At 64.6% G+C, this 18,010-nt stretch carries 17 protein-coding genes; 14 read left to right on the top strand and 3 right to left on the bottom strand.

Annotated features, from left to right (window positions below):
• Positions 1–57: 57 nt before the first annotated feature.
• Positions 58–882: an ABC transporter ATP-binding protein gene (locus NCS00_RS19515; RefSeq protein WP_008354408.1), complete on the top strand. Its 825-nt coding sequence runs from the start codon at positions 58–60 to the stop codon at positions 880–882.
• Positions 879–1,757: an ABC transporter permease gene (locus NCS00_RS19510; protein WP_250436124.1), complete on the top strand. Its 879-nt coding sequence runs from the start codon at positions 879–881 to the stop codon at positions 1,755–1,757. Before NCS00_RS19515 ends, NCS00_RS19510 begins: the two co-directional genes overlap by 4 nt.
• 6 nt (positions 1,758–1,763) lie before the next feature.
• Here NCS00_RS19510 and NCS00_RS19505 read toward each other — a convergent pair whose 3' ends face one another.
• Positions 1,764–2,657, bottom strand: a complete 894-nt coding sequence (locus NCS00_RS19505) for a LysR family transcriptional regulator (protein WP_008354410.1) — start codon at positions 2,655–2,657, stop codon at positions 1,764–1,766.
• Positions 2,658–2,765: 108 nt separating this feature from the next.
• Here NCS00_RS19505 and NCS00_RS19500 point away from each other — a divergent pair, with 108 nt between their 5' ends.
• Positions 2,766–3,770: an aldo/keto reductase gene (locus tag NCS00_RS19500; RefSeq protein ID WP_250440767.1), complete on the top strand. Its 1,005-nt coding sequence runs from the start codon at positions 2,766–2,768 to the stop codon at positions 3,768–3,770.
• 68 nt (positions 3,771–3,838) lie between these two features.
• Entirely contained in the window at positions 3,839–4,651 is an 813-nt protein-coding gene (locus NCS00_RS19495) for an exodeoxyribonuclease III (RefSeq protein WP_033536902.1), read from the top strand.
• On the opposite strand, the gene NCS00_RS19490 is transcribed toward NCS00_RS19495, so the two are convergent.
• Both NCS00_RS19490 and NCS00_RS19485 read right to left on the bottom strand, forming a co-directional pair.
• Positions 4,648–5,472 carry an alpha/beta hydrolase gene (locus NCS00_RS19490; protein ID WP_250440766.1) on the bottom strand — a complete coding sequence of 275 codons (825 nt, stop codon included), beginning with the start codon at positions 5,470–5,472 and terminating at the stop codon, positions 4,648–4,650. The genes NCS00_RS19495 and NCS00_RS19490 overlap by 4 nt on opposite strands.
• 537 nt (positions 5,473–6,009) lie before the next feature.
• Positions 6,010–7,380, bottom strand: a complete 1,371-nt coding sequence (locus tag NCS00_RS19485) for a nucleobase:cation symporter-2 family protein (RefSeq protein ID WP_250440765.1) — start codon at positions 7,378–7,380, stop codon at positions 6,010–6,012.
• Between the two features lie 383 nt (positions 7,381–7,763).
• On the opposite strand from NCS00_RS19485, the gene NCS00_RS19480 reads away from it, so the two are divergent.
• The 10 genes from NCS00_RS19480 to kce all read left to right on the top strand — a co-directional run bounded on the left by NCS00_RS19480 (position 7,764) and on the right by kce (position 18,005).
• Positions 7,764–8,681 (top strand): STAS domain-containing protein, encoded by a 918-nt coding sequence (locus NCS00_RS19480; RefSeq protein WP_008354416.1) that lies wholly within the window; start codon positions 7,764–7,766, stop codon positions 8,679–8,681.
• 62 nt (positions 8,682–8,743) lie between these two features.
• The gene (locus NCS00_RS19475; RefSeq protein ID WP_008354417.1) at positions 8,744–9,103 is read left to right on the top strand and encodes an STAS domain-containing protein; all 360 of its coding nucleotides are present in this window, start codon (positions 8,744–8,746) and stop codon (positions 9,101–9,103) included.
• A 21-nt stretch (positions 9,104–9,124) separates the two neighbouring features.
• Positions 9,125–9,565, top strand: coding sequence for an anti-sigma regulatory factor (locus NCS00_RS19470; RefSeq protein WP_008354418.1), 441 nt, complete (start codon positions 9,125–9,127; stop codon positions 9,563–9,565).
• Positions 9,550–10,617: an ATP-binding SpoIIE family protein phosphatase gene (locus tag NCS00_RS19465; RefSeq protein WP_008354419.1), complete on the top strand. Its 1,068-nt coding sequence runs from the start codon at positions 9,550–9,552 to the stop codon at positions 10,615–10,617. The genes NCS00_RS19470 and NCS00_RS19465 overlap by 16 nt, the downstream gene beginning before the upstream one ends.
• Positions 10,614–12,338, top strand: a complete 1,725-nt coding sequence (locus tag NCS00_RS19460; RefSeq protein WP_250440764.1) for an ATP-binding response regulator — start codon at positions 10,614–10,616, stop codon at positions 12,336–12,338. The genes NCS00_RS19465 and NCS00_RS19460 overlap by 4 nt, the downstream gene beginning before the upstream one ends.
• The gene (locus NCS00_RS19455; RefSeq protein ID WP_008354421.1) at positions 12,335–14,254 is read left to right on the top strand and encodes a hybrid sensor histidine kinase/response regulator; all 1,920 of its coding nucleotides are present in this window, start codon (positions 12,335–12,337) and stop codon (positions 14,252–14,254) included. The genes NCS00_RS19460 and NCS00_RS19455 overlap by 4 nt, the downstream gene beginning before the upstream one ends.
• Before the next feature lie 101 nt (positions 14,255–14,355).
• A complete protein-coding gene (locus tag NCS00_RS19450; protein WP_350029727.1) occupies positions 14,356–15,372 on the top strand; it encodes a glycosyltransferase family 2 protein in 1,017 nt (338 codons plus the stop codon).
• Between the two features lie 198 nt (positions 15,373–15,570).
• Positions 15,571–16,224 carry a GntR family transcriptional regulator gene (locus NCS00_RS19445; protein WP_008354423.1) on the top strand — a complete coding sequence of 218 codons (654 nt, stop codon included), beginning with the start codon at positions 15,571–15,573 and terminating at the stop codon, positions 16,222–16,224.
• A 26-nt stretch (positions 16,225–16,250) separates the two neighbouring features.
• Complete coding sequence (locus NCS00_RS19440; protein WP_250440763.1) at positions 16,251–17,057, top strand: SDR family oxidoreductase; 807 nt, start codon at positions 16,251–16,253, stop codon at positions 17,055–17,057.
• A gap of 15 nt (positions 17,058–17,072) precedes the next feature.
• Positions 17,073–18,005, top strand: a complete 933-nt coding sequence (gene kce, locus NCS00_RS19435) for a 3,5-dioxohexanoate:acetyl-CoA acetone transferase (protein ID WP_008354425.1) — start codon at positions 17,073–17,075, stop codon at positions 18,003–18,005.
• Positions 18,006–18,010 lie beyond the last annotated feature (5 nt).

Raw genomic sequence — 18,010 nt, 5'->3', positions numbered from 1 at the left:
GGTTCGCTCGAGCGCAGCGCGCCGGTATCGTGATCGTTTGCAATCGGGCAGATGAACATGGCCGCCAATCCCCAAGCGCTTTATTCGCACGAAGCCGATCGTGAGGCTGCGACGAGCGGCAAGCTTCTCAGCGCGAAGAACGTCACGCTCGAATACCGCACGCCGGAGCGGCTCGTTCGCGCGACGCACGATGTCAGCTTCGATGTCTACGGCGCCGACCGCTTCGTGCTGCTCGGGCCTTCGGGCTGCGGCAAGTCGACCTTGCTCAAGGCCGTTGCGGGCTTCATCGAGCCGGTTGGAGGCAGCATCGAAATCGGCGGTGAACGTGTGCGCGGGCCGGGCGCGGATCGCATCGTCGTGTTTCAGGAGTTCGATCAGTTGCCGCCGTGGAAGACCGTCGTGCAGAACGTCGCCTTTCCGCTGCGCGTCGCGCGCAAGCTCGGCCGCGCCGAAGCTCGCGAACGCGCGCTGCATTATCTCGACAAGGTCGGTCTCGCCAAATTCGCCGATGCGTATCCGCATACGCTGTCGGGCGGCATGAAGCAGCGCGTCGCCATTGCACGCGCCCTCGCGATGCAGCCGCGCGTGCTGCTGATGGACGAGCCCTTCGCCGCACTCGATGCGCTCACGCGACGCCGCATGCAGGAAGAGCTCTTGCGCCTCTGGAGCGACGAGCGATTCACGCTGTTGTTCGTCACGCACTCGATCGAGGAAGCGCTGATCGTCGGCAATCGCATTCTGCTGCTGACGCCGCATCCGGGACGCGTGCGCGCCGAGCTCAACAGTCATCAATACACGCAGGACAGCCTGGGTCGCGGCGAGTTTCAGCAGAGCGTCGCGCGCATTCATCGTCTGTTGTTCGAAGAGGAGCGCGCGCAATGAGCACGCCGCATCTGATCGTGCCGCCCGTGCGGCCCGAGTATGAAATCGCGCCTGCCGCGAGCGTCGCCGTCGAACATGAAGCGCCGTTGCCGCTGTCGAAGCGGCTAGCGGATCGTGCGTGGCTGCGCAAGTCGATCATCGCGCTCGTGCTGATCGCGTTGTGGGAAATCGCCGCACGCGCCGTCGATAACGATCTGCTGTTGCCCACTTTCAGCGCGACCTTCGTCGCATTCGTGCAGGGCATCGCGTCGGGCGAACTCATCGAGAAGATCGGCATTTCGATGTCGGTACTGCTGCGCGGCTATGCGCTCGGCGCGGCGCTCGCGTTCGCGCTGACATCGCTTGCGGTCTCGACGCGCATCGGCCGCGACATCCTTTCGATGCTCACCGCGATGTTCAATCCGCTGCCTTCCATCGCGCTGTTGCCGCTCGCGTTGCTGTGGTTCGGCCTCGGCACCGGAAGCCTGCTTTTCGTGCTCGTGCATTCGGTGTTGTGGCCGCTCGCGCTCAACACGTATGCGGGCTTTCAGGCCGTGCCAACGACCTTGCGCATGACGGGCCGCAACTACGGTCTCAACGGCATGCGCCATGTGATGCTGATTCTGGTGCCCGCCGCGTTGCCTTCGATTCTCGCGGGCTTGCGCGTGGGCTGGGCCTTCGCGTGGCGCACGCTGATTGCGGCGGAGCTCGTGTTCGGCGCGAGCTCGGGCAAGGGCGGGCTCGGCTGGTACATCTTCCAGAACCGCAACGAGCTTTACACGGACCGCGTGTTCGCGGGACTGGCTGCGGTCATCGTGATCGGCCTTGCTGTGGAGCATCTCGTCTTCGATACGATCGAGCGCGTGACCGTGCGCCGCTGGGGCGTGCAGCAATGAGCGCGCTCAATTCCCCGCGCGAATGAAGTCGATGAACGCGCGCAACGGCCCCGGCATGTGCGCGCGGCTCGGATAATAGAGACGCGGCCCGGTGAAACTCTGCCACCACGGTTTGAGCACGGGCACGAGCGCGCCATCGTCGATGGCCGCGCGCACGAACTCGTCGAACGTATAGACGAGGCCCAATCCCGCGATGGCCGCGCTTCGGCTGATCTCGATCGACGACGTGACGAGCGGTCCTTCCGGCGCGATGCGTATCGTTTCCTTGCCGCGCATGAATTCCCACACGGCCAGCACGCCGCTATCGAAACGATGCCCGATGCACGCGTGATTCACGAGTTCGCGCGGATGCTTCGGCTCGCCGTGCGCCGCGAGATAAGCCGGCGACGCCACCGCGACGAAGCGTTGCGTGCGCGGCCCGATCGGCACGGCGATCATGTCGCGCTCGATGCGCTCGTCATAACGGATGCCCGCATCGAAACCGGCGGCGAGCACGTCGATGAAGGTATCGGTTGCGCTGATCTCCAGCTTGATGCCCGGATGCGCCGTCAGAAAACGCGCGACGATTGGCGGCAGGATCTCGCGTGACACGATGCGCGGGACGTTCAGGCGCAACGTGCCGGTCGGGCTGTCGCGAAAGCCGTTGACGGCATCGAGCGCGCCCGCGATTTCCGCGAACGCGGGCCCGAGGCGTTCGATGAGCCGCTCGCCCGCTTCGGTCGGCGTGACGCTGCGCGTCGTGCGATTCAAAAGCCGCACGCCCAGACGCGTTTCGAGCCTGCGTATGGCCTCGCTCAGCGACGACGCCGACACGCCGCGCAACAGCGCCGCCTGCCTGAAGCCACGCGACCGCGCGACGGCCAGAAACGCGTGAAGATCCGACAAATCCGGTTCGCTCATCTCTCACCCATTGTTCGCTGAGGCGCACAGCCCATTCGGATTGAGGCGGATTATCGCACGCGAGGTTTGCTCCCATAATCGTCTCCATTCTTCAAGGAGAGAACGAACATGGAACAACGCAAGCTCGGAAAGAACGGACCGCAATCGTCGGCGATTGGCCTCGGATGCATGGGCATGTCGGGCATGTACGGGCCGTCGGATCGCGCGGAGAGCATCGCGACGATACACGCGGCCCTCGAAGCGGGCGTGACGCTGCTCGACACCGGCGACTTCTACGGCATGGGGCACAACGAAATGCTGATCGGCGAAGCGTTGAGAAGCGCGCCGCCTTCACGCCGCGATGCGGCGATTCTCAGCGTGAAATTCGGCGGCATGCGCGATCCGGCCGGCCGGTTCATCGCGTTCGATGGACGGCCCGTCGCCGTGAAGAATTCGCTCGCGTATACATTGCAGCGGCTCGGCGTCGAACATATCGACATTTATCGGCCCGCGCGCCTCGATGCGAACGTGCCGGTCGAAGACACCGTCGGCGCGATCGCCGAGATGATCGACGCGGGCTATGTGCGCCACGTCGGATTGTCGGAAGTCGGCGCGGACACGATTCGCCGTGCCGCCGCCGTGCATGCGGTGTGCGATCTGCAGATCGAATACTCGCTGATTTCGCGCGGCCTCGAGGAATCGATTCTTCCGGCATGCCGCGAACTCGGCATCGGCATCACGGCGTACGGCGTGCTGTCGCGCGGACTCATCAGCGGACACTGGAGCCGCGACGCCGCGCAATCCGGCGACTGGCGCGCGAACAGTCCGCGCTTTCAGCAAGGCAACGTCGAACGCAATCTCGCGCTCGTCGATGCGTTGCGCAAGATCGCCGATGCAAAGGGCGTGAGCGTCGCGCAGATCGCGATCGCGTGGGTGCTCGCGCAGGGCGATGACATCGTGCCTGTCGTCGGCGCGCGCCGTCGCGACCGGCTGACGGAATCGCTCGGGGCGCTCGATGTCGCGCTCACGAAGGATGACTTCGCCGCGATCGAAGCGGCGGTGCCGAAGGGCGCGGCGGCGGGCGATCGCTACGAGGCCGTGCAGATGGCGCATCTCGACAGCGAGAAGCGCTGAATCTCCCCGCGTGGTTCGCGACGCGGCACGCAAACTGCGACGCGTGTAGCATCGATCCCGATCCACCGATGGAGAGACGCCGAGTGAAAATCGCGACCTTCAACATCAACGGCATCCGTCCGCGGCTCGACGCCTTGCTGACATGGCTCGAACGCGAATCGCCCGATATCGTCTGCCTGCAGGAACTGAAAGCGACCGACGCGCAGTTTCCCGCCGACGCGATCGCGAACGCGGGCTACGGCGCGCTATGGCATGGGCAGCAATCGTGGAACGGCGTGGCGATTCTCGCGAAAGACGCGGAGCCGGTGCTGAGCCGGCGCGGGCTGCCGGGTTACGAAGACGATACGCATAGCCGGTATATCGAGGCGGCCGTGGGCGGCTTGCTGATCGGCTGTCTTTATCTTCCGAACGGCAATCCGCAGCCCGGCCCGAAGTTCGATTACAAGCTCGAATGGTTCGCGCGCTTCAACGCACATGCGAAGATGTTGCTCGATAGCGGACATCCCGTCGTGCTCGCGGGCGATTACAACGTCGTGCCGACCGATGACGACATCTACAACACGCGCTCGTGGCTGAAGGACGCGCTGTTGCAGCCGGAGAGCCGCGCGGCCTACGCGGATTTGCTCGCGCAAGGCTGGACCGATGCGCTGAAGCAGAAGTTTCCCGATGAGCGCATCTATACGTTCTGGGATTACTTCCGCAATCATTGGCAGACGAATTCGGGCTTGCGCATCGATCACATCCTTCTTAGCAAGGATCTCGCGAAGAAGCTGGAGGCGGCGGGCGTCGACAAATGGGTGCGCGGCGAGCCGCATGCGAGCGATCATGCGCCGGCGTGGGTCACGCTCAAGCTCGGGCGCACGCGCAAGAAATCGGCTTAGGCTTGCAGCGTGTCGCGCGTCGGTTGCAGTGACGCGAGGAATTGCATCGCGTGTTCGCGGCCGCCCATCGTCCAAACGTCGAGATGATCGGCGTCTTCGATGAGCGCGAGACGCTTGTCGCCGCGTGCTGCATCGAAGAGACGCTGGAAGTGTTCGGGCGGAATCACGCCGTCTTTCGTGCCGCCGTAGATCAAGAGCGGCGCATCGATCGATGCGATTTTCGCGAGGCTTTCGTAGCGATCGCGTGCGAGCAGCCGCACGGGAAAGAGCCGGAAGCGTTTCGCGGCGACATCGACGATGCTCGTGAACGGCGCTTCGAGCATCAGCGCATGGATCTTCGCGACGCTTGCAAGCTGCACGGCGACACCCGAGCCGAGCGAATAACCGTGCAGCACGATGTTGCGTGAACGCGCCGCGGCGTAGGCGTAGGCGGCGCGCGAATCGGCGTAAAGGCCGGCTTCGTGCGGCCTGCCGGGATTGCCGCCGTAGCCGCGATATTCGGCGAGCAGCACGCCATAGCCCGCTTCGATCATCTCCAATGCAACATGACCGCGCTGGAAAAGGTCTTCGCCATTGCCGTGAAAGAGGATGACCGTGGGCGCGTCGTCGTCGGGCGGCGCTTTGTAGCGCATGGTCAGGTCGAGGCCGTCATCGGTTCTGATGACGACTGCTTCGGTGCGCGCTTCCACATCGGCGTTCTTGAAGGCTTCGATCTGTTCCAGCGGATAGACGAGCCTTCCTTGCAGCCAATACAGGCCCGCGAGCGCGATCGTGTAGACCAGCGCTATGGCGAGCAGGGCGATCCAGAGGACTTCGCGCATCGGTGTCGGCGGCGGGTTGGCGTTCCTCGTATGGTAGTGGAGTTGCGGCGTGTGGATGCGTGCGCTTGCGCCTGCATTTCATGTATGGGCGGTGAATTGTTACCGACAGAAAAATGACCCAGATGAATTCCGCGGATCCAATCGATCAAATTCGACGCGGACAACTTGTCGGTGTCAAATCGCCATCGAGTTGATCTGGCGCGCACGCTCGTCGACGCTAACAACAGCGTCGCGCGGACTGACATTGTTGTTCTCTATGGCTATTTCGAAAAGGGCGACGAGACGGAACGGCGGTCACAAAAAAGCGCGTTGAATCCGTCGTTAGCTATCTTCGTGCGCTCGGCGTCGAAGAGAGGCGTATCGAGGTCGACTATGAGATTTGGCCTACCGTTCCAAATGTCCCCGATTCGGAGCGCTTCCAGGTTCTGTTCGAATTCATCCCGGCCCAAAGCCCTTGCGGTTAGGTAGGGCGCGGTTGCGCGCGAGCGATTGCAGGCCGCTTGCGTGGCGCCATCGGCCGGATCTCCGGCAACTCGCTCACTCCCGCACATCCACATCCCCCTGCCGCAAGCTCAAAGGCATCTCCGCAGCGATCTCCTTCTCCACGTCCTCCGCTTCCCGCTCGCGATTGAACAGCGCGTTGAGCAGAATCGCGAACACCGCGGCGAGCGTGATTCCGCTATGCGTCAGCGGCCCCGCCGACGCCGGCATGTGCGCGAAGAACGTCGGCGCGGCAAGCGGAATCACGCCCACGCCCAGACTGATCGCGATGATGAGCAAGTTGTTCTTGCTATCGAAATCGACCTTGCTCAGGATCTTCACGCCGGTCGCCGCGACCATGCCGAACATCGCGATGCCCGCGCCGCCGAGCACGACCACCGGTATCGAAGCAATCAGATTCGAGAGCTTCGGCAGCAGCCCGAGCAGGATCAGGATCACGCCTGACACCGCGACCACCCAGCGGCTTTTGACGCCCGTAATGCCCACGAGCCCGATGTTCTGCGAAAACGACGAATGCGGAAACGTATTGAAGATGCCGCCGATCACGGTGCCGAGACCATCGGTGCGCAGTCCGCGCGTCGCATCGATGCGCGAAACGGGGCGCATCGCGAGATCGCCGAGCGCGAGGAACATGCCGAGCGATTCCACCATGATGACGACCATCACGAGACACAGCGAGGCGATCGCCGCGACATCGAAGACCGGCATGCCGAACGCGAACGGCCGCACCGGCGCGAACCACGCGGCTTGACCGACGCCCGCGAAATCGACGAAGCCGAGCGGCAACGCGATCACGAAGCCGATCGCCATGCCGAGCAACACCGAAATATTCGCGACGAAGCCCTTCAGATACTTGTTGATGAGCAGAATCGCGAGCAGCACGATGCCCGCGATCATCAGATTGCGCGGCTCGCCGAAATTCGGTGCGCCGCGTCCGCCGCCCGCCCAGTTGATCGCGACGGGAAAGAGCGTCATGCCGATCGTCAGAATGATCGTGCCCGTGACGATCGGCGGAAAGAAGCGCATCAGCCGTCCGAAGAACGGCGCGATCAGGACCGCGAACACGCCCGCCGCGATGGTCGCGCCGAAGATCGCCGGCAGGCCCGCACCGGATGATGCCATCGCGACCATCGGCCCGACCGGCGCGAAGCTCACGCCCATGATGACCGGCAGGCGGATGCCGAATTTCCATACGCCGATGCACTGCACCAGCGTGACGACTCCGCACGCGAAGAGGTCCGAGCTGATCAGAAACGCGACCTGCTCCTTCGGCAGCTTCAGCGCCGCGCCGATGATGAGCGGCACCGCGATCGCGCCCGCGTACATCACGAGTACGTGCTGAATGCCGACCGCGAGCATCTGACCGATGGGCAGCACTTCGTCGACGGGATGAATCGTTTGGGCCATGTGCGCTCCGGCAAGCTCGAATGTCTATGACGTTGAGTGGGTCGCCCGAGTATTGCACCGCGCGACGGCCGAAAAAATATTCGGGCCGCTATACATGGCATCGGACGCGCGCTTGACTTTGTTCAGGATATTTGACCGATATTGTCCATGCGATCGCGCGCACACGGCAGCATTTGCCGATTCGGCGCAGCGCACATCGCGACAAACGGAAGAAATCCTCGAATCCCTTGTGCCGCAAGGCTTGTCGCACTGTCGATTTTTGGGATGGCGTGCTACATTCCGAGCGCTTCGCGTTGCTTTATTTCGATAGCTTTCGCGGCGATGCAACAATCCAGCTTCCAGGGCTTGGCGCCCAATAACATCATTCGCACGGGGATCTCGGCATGGAAATGGTCGGCGGAACGCGGCTTGCCCAACTGTTCACCAGCAACCAGGAGCAATTGCTCGCGGAATGGTTCGCGCAGCAGCACGCCATCGCGGCGCGGCGCGGCCTCGTCGGCGAGGCGGAACTGCGCAATCAGTTCAGCCAGTTCACGTCGCTTCTCGTGACGGCGCTCGGCGCCTCCGAACGCGTCGATTTCAAATCGTCCGCATGGCAGGAAGTGCGCGCGTTTCTCGCGGAAATGTCGGCGCAGCGTGCGCGTCAGGGCTTCACGCCCGTCGAGACCGCGATGTTCGTGTTCTCGCTCAAGCAGCCGCTCTTCGCCCGCCTGCGCGACACGCTCGTCAACGATGCCCCCGCGCTCGCCGATCTCACCTGGACGATCAGCACGCTCTTCGACGAGCTCGGGCTCTTCACGACCGAAGTGTTCCAGGCGAGCCGCGAGCAGGTCATCGTGCGCCAGCAGCAGGAACTGCTCGAACTGTCGACGCCCGTCGTGCAGTTGTGGGACGGCATTCTCGCGCTGCCTCTCATCGGCACGCTCGATTCGGCGCGCACGCAAGTCGTGATGGAAAACCTGCTGCAGAAGATCGTCGAGACGGGCGCGGCCATTTCGATCATCGACATCACCGGCGTGCCGACCGTCGATACGCTCGTCGCGCAGCACTTGCTGAAGACGGTCGCGGCGGCGCGTCTGATGGGCGCGGACTGCATCATCAGCGGTATTCGTCCGCAGATCGCGCAGACCATCGTTCATCTCGGCGTGAATCTCACGAACGTCACGACCAAGGCGACGCTCGCGTCGGCGTTCGTCGTCGCGCTGCAGCGCACGGGCAAGTCGGTGACGGCCGGATCCGCGCAGGACGCCTCGCGCGGCAGCCGCGCAAGCGACGGCTTCGATTCGCTGCAAGCGGAATGACGCAGCCTTTCGCCATTCGAAGCACGCATCGAACGCAACGCGACTGAACGGGGTTTCAAGCGATGGAACGCATTCCGATTCTCACGATGGGCAGGCTCCTGCTCGTCACCATTCAGGTCGACATGCACGACCGGCTCGCGCTCGCGCTGCAGGACGATCTGACGAGCCGCATCGTGAAAGACGGCGCGCGCGGCGTCCTGATCGACATTTCCTCGCTCGACGTGGTCGATTCGTTCATCGGACGCATGATCGGCAACACGGCCGCCATGGCGCGCGTGCTCGATGCCGAGACGGTCGTCGTCGGCATGCAGCCTTCGGTCGCGATCACGCTCGTCGAACTCGGCCTCACGCTTTCGGGCGTACGCACGGCGCTGAACGTGGAGAAGGGCATGGCGCTCCTTTCGAAGGGCGGCACGGCCTGACGGCCGCATGCACACGACTCCATGACGATCTTCAATTCCACAGCCGCGCCGACGTCCTCGTCGCCGCCCGACACGCTGCCGATCCGCAACGACGAGCAGATCGTGCGGCTGCGCCAGTTCGTGCGCGAGAAGGCGGTCTCGCAGGGCCTGTCTCTCATCGACCAGACGAAGTTCGTGACGGCGGCGAGCGAGCTGGCACGCAACACGCTCATCTACGGCGGCGGCGGCGACGTGCATTGCTATCTCGTCGAGCGTAACGGCCGCCGTGGCCTCAAGCTCGAATTCGTCGACAATGGTCCGGGCATTCCGGATATCCCGCGCGCGCTCTCCGACGGATTCACGTCGGGCAGCGGCCTCGGGCTCGGGCTTGGCGGCGCCAAGCGCCTGTGCGACGAATTCGACATCCGCTCCGCGCCGGGCGAAGGCACGCACGTCTCGATCACGAAATGGAAACCGTTCTGAAGGAATCGATGGCCGCGCAGCAGCGCTACGAGATCGCCGAGGCGAGCCAGATCGCCTATGCGCGGCGTTCTATCGGCGAACTCGCGCGCGGGCTCGGTTTCAACGAGACGGCCGCGGGCGAGCTCGCGATCGTCGTCACCGAATGCGGCACGAATCTGCTGAAGCATGCACAGCGCGGCGAATTGCTCGTGCGTCCGCTCGTCGACAGGGGCGCCGGCGCGACTTTGCGCTACGGCATCGAAGTGCTGTGCATCGACAACGGGCCGGGCATTTACGATCTGCATCGCTGTTTCGAGGACGGCTACACGACGGCGGGCAGTCCCGGCAACGGCATGGGCGCGATCGAGCGTCTTTCCGACGAACTCGACATCTGGAGCGCGCCGCAACGCGGCACGGTGTTGCGCGCCGTGTTCTGGAACGCGCCGGGCGCGGCGAACACGCGTGCGCCGCAACTGACATACGGCGTCGTGAACCTGCCGCTGCAAACCGAAACCGTATCCGGCGATGCATGGTCCGTCTACGCGCATGACGGCGAATTCACCGTGCTCGTCGCCGATGGCCTCGGTCACGGACCGCTCGCCAATGTCGCGGCGATCGAGGCGGCCAAAGCGCTCGCCGCGAACGGCGACCAGGCGCTCGATCGCATCATGGAGGCCGCCAACGAGGCGCTGCGCCCGACGCGCGGCGCGGCGGTCGGCATCGCGCGCATGCCAGCGTTCGCGTCGATGCCGGGCATGGCGGTGAGCTTCGCGGGCATCGGCAATATTTCGGCGAGCGTGTGGACCGAAGGCACGCACAAGCATCTCGTCTCGCACAGCGGCATCGTCGGGCATGCGGCGCGGCGCGCGCAGATCTTCGACGTGCCGTATCCGCCGAACGCGCTCGTCGTGCTGCATTCGGACGGGCTCACGTCGCGCTGGGATCTCGCGCGCTATCCGGGCCTCGCGATGCGGCACCCGGCGCTCGTCGCGGCGGTGCTGTATCGCGACTTCGCGCGCGGCCGCGACGACATCACCGTGTTCGTGGCCCGCGCGGCCGGGAGCGCAGGATGACGCAACCGCTCTACTCGATGCGGATCGATCACGAGCGCGATATCGTCGCGGTGCGCGTGAAGGCGCGCGATGCGAGCGCGGCGCTCGGCTTCTCGCCGCAGGATCAGACGCGCATTTCCACGTCCGTGCTCGAAGCCGCGCGCACCGTGCTGATCGCGGGGCAGGCGGCGCGCGCGGAATTTCTCGTCGATAACGCCGCGCGCCCGCCGCGCTTCGTCGTGCGTTTTCTGGCGGGCGGCGGTGCGGGCCAGCGTCTGCGCGCCATGCGCCACGACGACTCGCAAGCCGCGCTGGGCCTGCTCGCGGCGCAACGTCTGATGGATCAATGCGCGATCGCCGACGAAGCCGATGGCGACACCTCGATCTCGCTCGCGAAGGCTTTACCCGATGGCGTGCCGTGCGATGCGCAGGCGGTGAACAACGCACTCGAGCGTCAGCCGAGCGAAGACACGGCGGCGGAATTGCAGCGCCAGAATCGCGAGCTGATCGCCGCGCTCGCGGATCTGCGCGAGCGTCAGGAGGAGCTCACGCGTCTTACGCGCGAACTCGAGGACACCAATCGCGGCGTCGTCGCGCTTTATGCGGAGCTGGATGCGCGCGCCGATCATCTGCGCCGCGCGGACGAATCGAAATCGCGCTTTCTGTCGAACATGAGCCACGAGTTCCGCACGCCGCTGTCGTCGATCCGCGCGCTCTCGAAACTCTTGCTCGAACGTATCGACGGCGATCTGACGGAAGAGCAGGAAAAGCAGGTGCGCTTCATCCGCAAGGCGGCGGAGGATTTGTCGGAAACGGTCGACGATCTGCTCGATCTCGCGAAGATCGAAGCGGGCAAGATCGAAGTGCGTCCCGCCGAATTCGAAGTCGATACCCTGTTTTCGGCGCTGCGCGGCATGTTGCGGCCGCTGTCGCCGGGCGGCGCGGTGGAACTCGTGTTCGAATCGTGCGAAGGCCTGCCGCCCATTCATACCGATGAAGCCAAGGTCGCGCAGGTGCTGCGCAACTTCGTATCGAATGCGCTCAAGTTCACCGAGCGCGGCGAAGTGCGCGTCGCGGCGAGCTATGACGACGCGCGCCGGCTCATCACGTTTTCCGTCAGCGATACGGGCATCGGCATCGCGCCGGAGCATCAGCAGGTCGTCTTCGAAGAGTTCGGGCAAGTCGAAAACCGCCTTCAGCAATACGTGAAGGGTACGGGCCTCGGCCTGCCGCTGTGCCGCAAGCTGTGCAAGCTGCTCGGCGGCGATGTGTCGCTCGCGAGCGAACCCGGGCGCGGCTCGACTTTCAGCGCGACGATTCCCGCGCATTACGGCGCGGACGTCGACGCCGCGCATCACGCCGCGAGCGATACGCGGCCCGCCGTGCTGATCGTCGCGAGCAATCCGATCGAGCGGCTCGACTGCGAGGCCGCGCTGCGCGCTTCGCCGTATCGCCCGATGAGCGCCGCGACGCTCGACGAAGCGAGCCGCCTGCTCGCGCGCACGCAGCCCGCCGCGTTGCTGCTCGCCGTGCGGCCCGCGCCGTCGGAAGCGTGGATCTGGCTCGCCGCGTTGCGCGCGCAGGCCGCGACGCGCAGCATTCCGATCGTGGTGCTCGGCGAGGACGAGGATCGCAATGAAGCGCGGGCGCTGGGCGCGACCGCGTTCGTTGAAAAGCCGGCGGGCGGTGGCGAGCTGCCGGGCGTGCTGGATGCGGTGACGGGCGAGGGACGAGCATCATGAGAAGCGACTGGAACGAGGTGCTGATCCTCAACGTCGACGACAACGACGGCGCGCGCTATGCGAAAACGCGCATCCTGTCGCGCGCGGGCTTCAACGTGATCGAAGCGCCGACGGGCACGGCCGCGCTCGAACGCGTGCGCGCCGAAGCGCCCGATCTCGTGCTGCTCGACGTGAAGCTGCCCGACATCAACGGGCTCGAAGTGTGCAGGCAGATCAAGGCATCGCCGGAGACGTCGGGCACGCTCGTGCTGCAGACATCGGCGGCGGCCGTGCATAGCCTCGATCGCATTCGCGGTCTCGAAGGCGGCGCGGATAGCTATTTGACCGAGCCTGTCGAACCCGCGGAACTGATCGCGCATGTGCGCGCGTTGCTGCGCGTGCGGCTCGCGGAAAATGCGCTGCGCGAGAGCGAGGAGCGCTTTCGCCAGCTTGCCGGGAATATCGACGACGTGTTCTGGATGCTCGATCCGGCATCCAACGAACTGCTCTATGTGAGCCCCGCTTACGCGCATCTCTTCGATACCGGCGGCGGCGCGCCCGCGCCCCTGCCTGGCCCCGATCACTGGTCCGGCGACATTCTTCCCCTCGATCGCGATCATGTCGCCGAGGCGTATCGGCAACTGCTCGCGAACGGCACGCCGTATCAGGTCGAATATCGCATCGTGCGCGCGAGCGGCGGGCCGCGCTGGGTCGCGGAGCGCGCGTTTCCGGTTCACGGCGCGGCGGGTCATCCGGCGCGGCCGTATCGCATCGCGGGCATCGTCAACGATATCTCCGAGCGCAAGGCCGCCGAACTGCTGTTGCGCGAAGCGGACCGCCGCAAGGACGAGTTTCTCGCGATGCTCGCGCATGAATTGCGCAATCCGCTCGCGCCGATCCGCAATGCGGTCGATCTGCTCGATCCGGATCGCGAGCCGTCCGTGCAGCACTTCGCGACGGTGCGCGCGATCATCGACAGACAGGTGCGGCATTTGAGCCGGCTCGTCGACGATCTGCTCGACGTTGCGCGCATCACGCAGGGAAAGATCACGCTGCGCCAGGAGACGGTCGATCTCGCGGCGGCGCTCGCGGCGGCCATCGAGACCGTGCAGCCCGCGCTCGAACGAAAGCGGCACGCGTTGACGGTGAAGCTGCCGGATGCGCCGCTCTACATCGTCGGCGACAGCGTGCGGCTCGCGCAGGTGTTCGGCAATCTGCTGTCGAATGCGTCGAAGTACAGCGTCGAGGAAGGCGAGATCGCCATCGAAACGGAACAGTTCGGCGATGAGGTGCGTATCGTCGTGCGCGACAAGGGCATCGGCATCGCGTCCGACATGCTGCCGCACATCTTCGATCTGTTCGTGCAATCGGAGACATCGCTCGAACGATCGGAGGGCGGGCTCGGCATCGGCTTGCCGCTGGCGAAGACGCTCGTCGAGTTGCAGGGCGGACGCATCGAAGCATTCTCGGCGGGGGCGCAGGCGGGCAGCGAGTTCGTCGTGTGGCTGCCGCTCGCGAAGGATGCGCAAGTGGCCACGCAAGGCGCGCCGGCAACGCCCGCGACCGTCAACGCGGGCAAGCGCGTGCTGCTCGTCGATGACAGCGTCGACGCGGCCACCGCGATGGCGCTGCTGCTCGAAGCCGACGGCTTCGACGTTCGCACGGCGCACGATGCAACCGAAGCGCTCGCGGTCTCCGACACCTTCATGCCGCAGATCGTGCTGCTCGATATCGGCTTGCCGGGCATGGACGGATACCGGCTCGCGGCCGAGATGCGCGCGCGTCCCGCAACCGCCGATGCCTTGCTGATCGCCGTGACGGGATACGGGCAGGCGCATGATCGTCAGCGCTCGAAGGAAGCGGGCTTCGATCATCATCTCGTGAAGCCGGTGGCGTTCGCGGAGATTCAAAGGGCGGTGTCGGGAAAGTTCGCCTGAGGGCGGAGCCGAAAAATCTGAATTGCCGATGGAAATGGCGTAATCGCGCGCCGATTGCGGCACACTCCGCCGGGAACAAATCAGAACGGATTCCGGTTCCCATGACATCCTCACCGCTCGTCACCGTCGTCATGCCCGCGTTCAACGCGCAGGCCTTCATCGGCGAAGCAATCGCTTCGATTCGCGCTCAAACGCTCGAAGACTGGGAGCTCATCGTCGTGGACGATGGCTCGATCGATCAGACGTTCGCCGTCGCGCAGCAGGCAGCGGGCGACGATAGCCGCGTGCGCCTCATACGCTTCGGCCGGAACGAGGGCATCAGCGCCGCTTCGAATGCGGGTTTCGACGCGGCGCGCGGCGAGTTCATCGCGCGCATCGACTCGGACGACCGGGCGCTGCCGACGAGGCTCGCCGCGCAAGTCGCCGCTTTCCGCGAGTGCGCGCGCCTTGCCGCTTGCGGCGGCCATGCGCGCTTGTTCGGCGATGGTATTGCCAACGACACTTATGGCCTTTGCACGCTCGGCGACGGCGCTCTGAAGGCCCGGCTTTTCGAAGGCTTCAACACCATCGGCGGCGCGATGCTCATGGTGCGCCGTTCGTTCGTCCGCGAGCATCGCATCCGGTTCGACGTGCAGATGGCGAGCGCCGAAGACCTGAACTATCTCGTCGCGATCATGGTGGCCGGCGGCGAGATCGGCAATGTCGATGAAGTCCTCGTCGAGGTCAGGTCGCACCGCACCAGTTTCACCAGAAGCCGGGAAGATCTGGCGGGCCCGGCGATGAAAGGCCTCCGCAAACATCTTTTGGCGCTCTGGTACCCGAGCCTCGGTCCGCGCGACATCGATCTCATCGTTGGCATGTGGTTCGGCCTGGAAGTCGGCACCGACGAATTGCTCGCCGTCGTGCGCGCGGTCGACAGACTCATTGCTGCCGACGCGAAGGACTTCGGGCAAGACGTGTCCGTGCTTCATGATCTCATCGTCAGGCGCTTGGTCGCGGTGGTCGACTTCTTTCGAGGCGCATTCGATGCGTCCCATTTTCAGGCAATCCGCGTGTTGGCCGCTCCGGCCATCGGCGTCGCGCTCGATGCGGCCCGTCTTTCGCACGAAGCGGTCTGAGGCGTCGCTTCGCGTTTTCACCTAGCAATTCAAGGTTGACTCGCGTGCTCGCGCGTCCGACACTTTAGCCATGCAAGTGTGATCACAGGTCACACCAATCGAAAGCATCGCAGCAGCCGAACGAAAGAACGGAGGCAAAAGTTGGCGACACGCTCGACGACGGACTTACCCGCGCTCGAATTAGTTGCACGCGAAACCATGGCCGGCCGCGTTCATGCGCAATTGAGGCAGGCGATCATGACCGGCCGCTTCGCGCCTGGGCAGTTGCTCAGCTTGCGCAGCGTCGCGGAAGCGGTCGGCTCGTCGACCATGCCCGTGCGCGCCGCGCTCACGCGCTTGCAGGCGGAAGGCGCATTGATCGACGGTCCCGGCCGCGCGCTGATGGTTCCGCCGATGACGCTCGAACTCCTCGATGAGTTGCGGGACGTTCGCATCGCACTGGAAGGCGCGGTCGCCAAACGCGCGGCGTCGCGCATGACACGCGCGCATCTCGACGCGCTGCAGGCCATCTTCGACACGATGGACGCACACGTCGAAGCGGGCGACGTGCCCGCGTATCTGCGCAGCAACTTCGAATTTCATATCGCCATTTACACGCACGGCGCGAGCGATCTCACGCTCGCGACCATCCAGAACCTCTGGATGCGCATCGGCCCGTTCCTGAATCTCGTCGCGCCCGACATTCCGCATATGCGCCGTTCGATGGCGGCGCATCGTCATATCGTCGAAGCGCTCTGGCGCGGCGATGGCGAAGGCGCGCGCGCCGGCATCGAGGAAGACATCGGCGATGCGGCCGCCGATCTGCAAGAGCGTTTGCAAAGCGGCGAACTAAGCAACAAGGCAAGCGCCTGACACGCATAACAACAACGGAGACATGGATGACGGTTCTTCAGATGCTGAAACCGCACGCGGGATTGCGCGTGCTCATCACGGGCGGCGCATCGGGCATCGGGCTCGTGATAGCGCGCGCGTTCATCGATGCAGGCGCGCGCGTGCACGTCTGCGATGCGAGTCCCGAAGCAATCGACGCATTGGCGAAAGCCGAAGCGAGCGCGGAGTGCAATGCGATCACGTCGACGCTCGCGGACGTAGCGGACAAGGAAGCGGTCGAGCGCGTATTCGTCGATGTGGAACGCGAGCTCGGCGGACTCGATGTGCTCGTGAACAACGCGGGCATCGCGGGGCCGACGGGCGGCATCGACGAGCTCGATGCGAACGAATGGGAACAGACCGTCGATGTGAATCTGAACGCGCAGTTCTACTTCGCGCGCCGCGCGGTGCCGCTCTTGCGCAAGGCGAATGGCGGCGGGGCGATCATCGCGCTGTCGTCGGTGGCGGGACGGCTCGGCTACGCGTTTCGCACGCCTTATGCCGCGACGAAGTGGGCCGTCGTCGGCATGACGAAGAGCCTGGCTATCGAGCTCGGGCCGTCGAACATTCGCGTCAATGCGATCCAGCCGGGCATCGTGAAAGGGCCGCGCATCGAGCGCGTGATCGCGGCGCGCGCGAAGCAACTGAACGTCTCCTATGAAGAGATGGAGAAGCAATATCTCGCGAAGATTTCGCTGCGCCGCATGACGACGCCCGAGGAAGTCGCGGCCACGGCGCTCTTCCTGTGCTCGCCCGCGGGCAGCGGCATCTCGGGACAGGCGATCTCCGTCTGCGGCAACGTCGAAGTCCTTTAATAGAACGAGGAGCACATGGCAACGAAACGCAAGGTCATCATCACCTGCGCGCCGACGGGCGCGATCCATACGCCTTCGATGTCGCCGTATCTTCCGCTCACGCCGCAGCAGATCGGCGATGCCGCGCTCGCGGCTGCAAAGGAAGGCGCCGCCATTCTGCACCTGCATGCACGCGACCCGAACGATGGTCATCCGACGCAGGATCCCGCCGTGTTTCAGGAGTTTCTGCCGCGCATCAAGGCGGAAACCGATGCGGTCATCAACATCACGACGGGCGGCAGCCCGCACATGACCGTCGCGGAGCGATTGAAGCCCGCGCATCACTTCAAGCCGGAAGTGGCGTCGCTCAACATGGGATCGATGAACTTCGGCCTGTACCCGATGCTCGATCGCTTCAAGGAATTCAAGTACGAGTGGGAGCGCAAGCATCTGGAAAACAGCCGCGATCTCGTGTTCAAGAACACGTTCGCGGATATCGAATACATCCTCACGTCGTGCAGCGATAACGGTACGCGCTTCGAGCATGAGTGCTACGACATCTCGCACCTGTACAACCTCGCGCACTTCGTCGATCGCGGGCTCGTCAAGCCGCCGTTCTTCGTGCAGAGCGTTTTTGGCTTGCTCGGTGGCATCGGGCCGCATCCCGAAGATCTGGCGCATATGAAGCGCACGGCGGATCGTCTCTTCGGCGACGACTATGTATGGTCGATTCTCGGCGCGGGACGTCATCAGATTCCGCTCGGCTCGATGGGCGTCGCGCAGGGATCGAACGTGCGTGTCGGCCTCGAAGACTCGTTGTGGATCGAGCCGGGCAAGCTCGCCGAATCGAGCGCGGCGCAGGTGAAGAAGATTCGCCAGGTGATCGAAGGACTGTCCCTCGATATCGCGACGCCCGCCGAAGCACGCGAGATGCTCAAGCTCAAAGGCGCGAGCGATACCAACTTCTGATAGCG

The organism is Caballeronia sp. AZ1_KS37 (assembly GCF_023631165.1).
In the GTDB taxonomy this organism is placed as follows: domain Bacteria; phylum Pseudomonadota; class Gammaproteobacteria; order Burkholderiales; family Burkholderiaceae; genus Caballeronia; species Caballeronia zhejiangensis.
The sequence above is the reverse complement of the archived record's forward strand: the minus strand, read 5'-3'. Positions and strand labels throughout refer to the sequence as shown.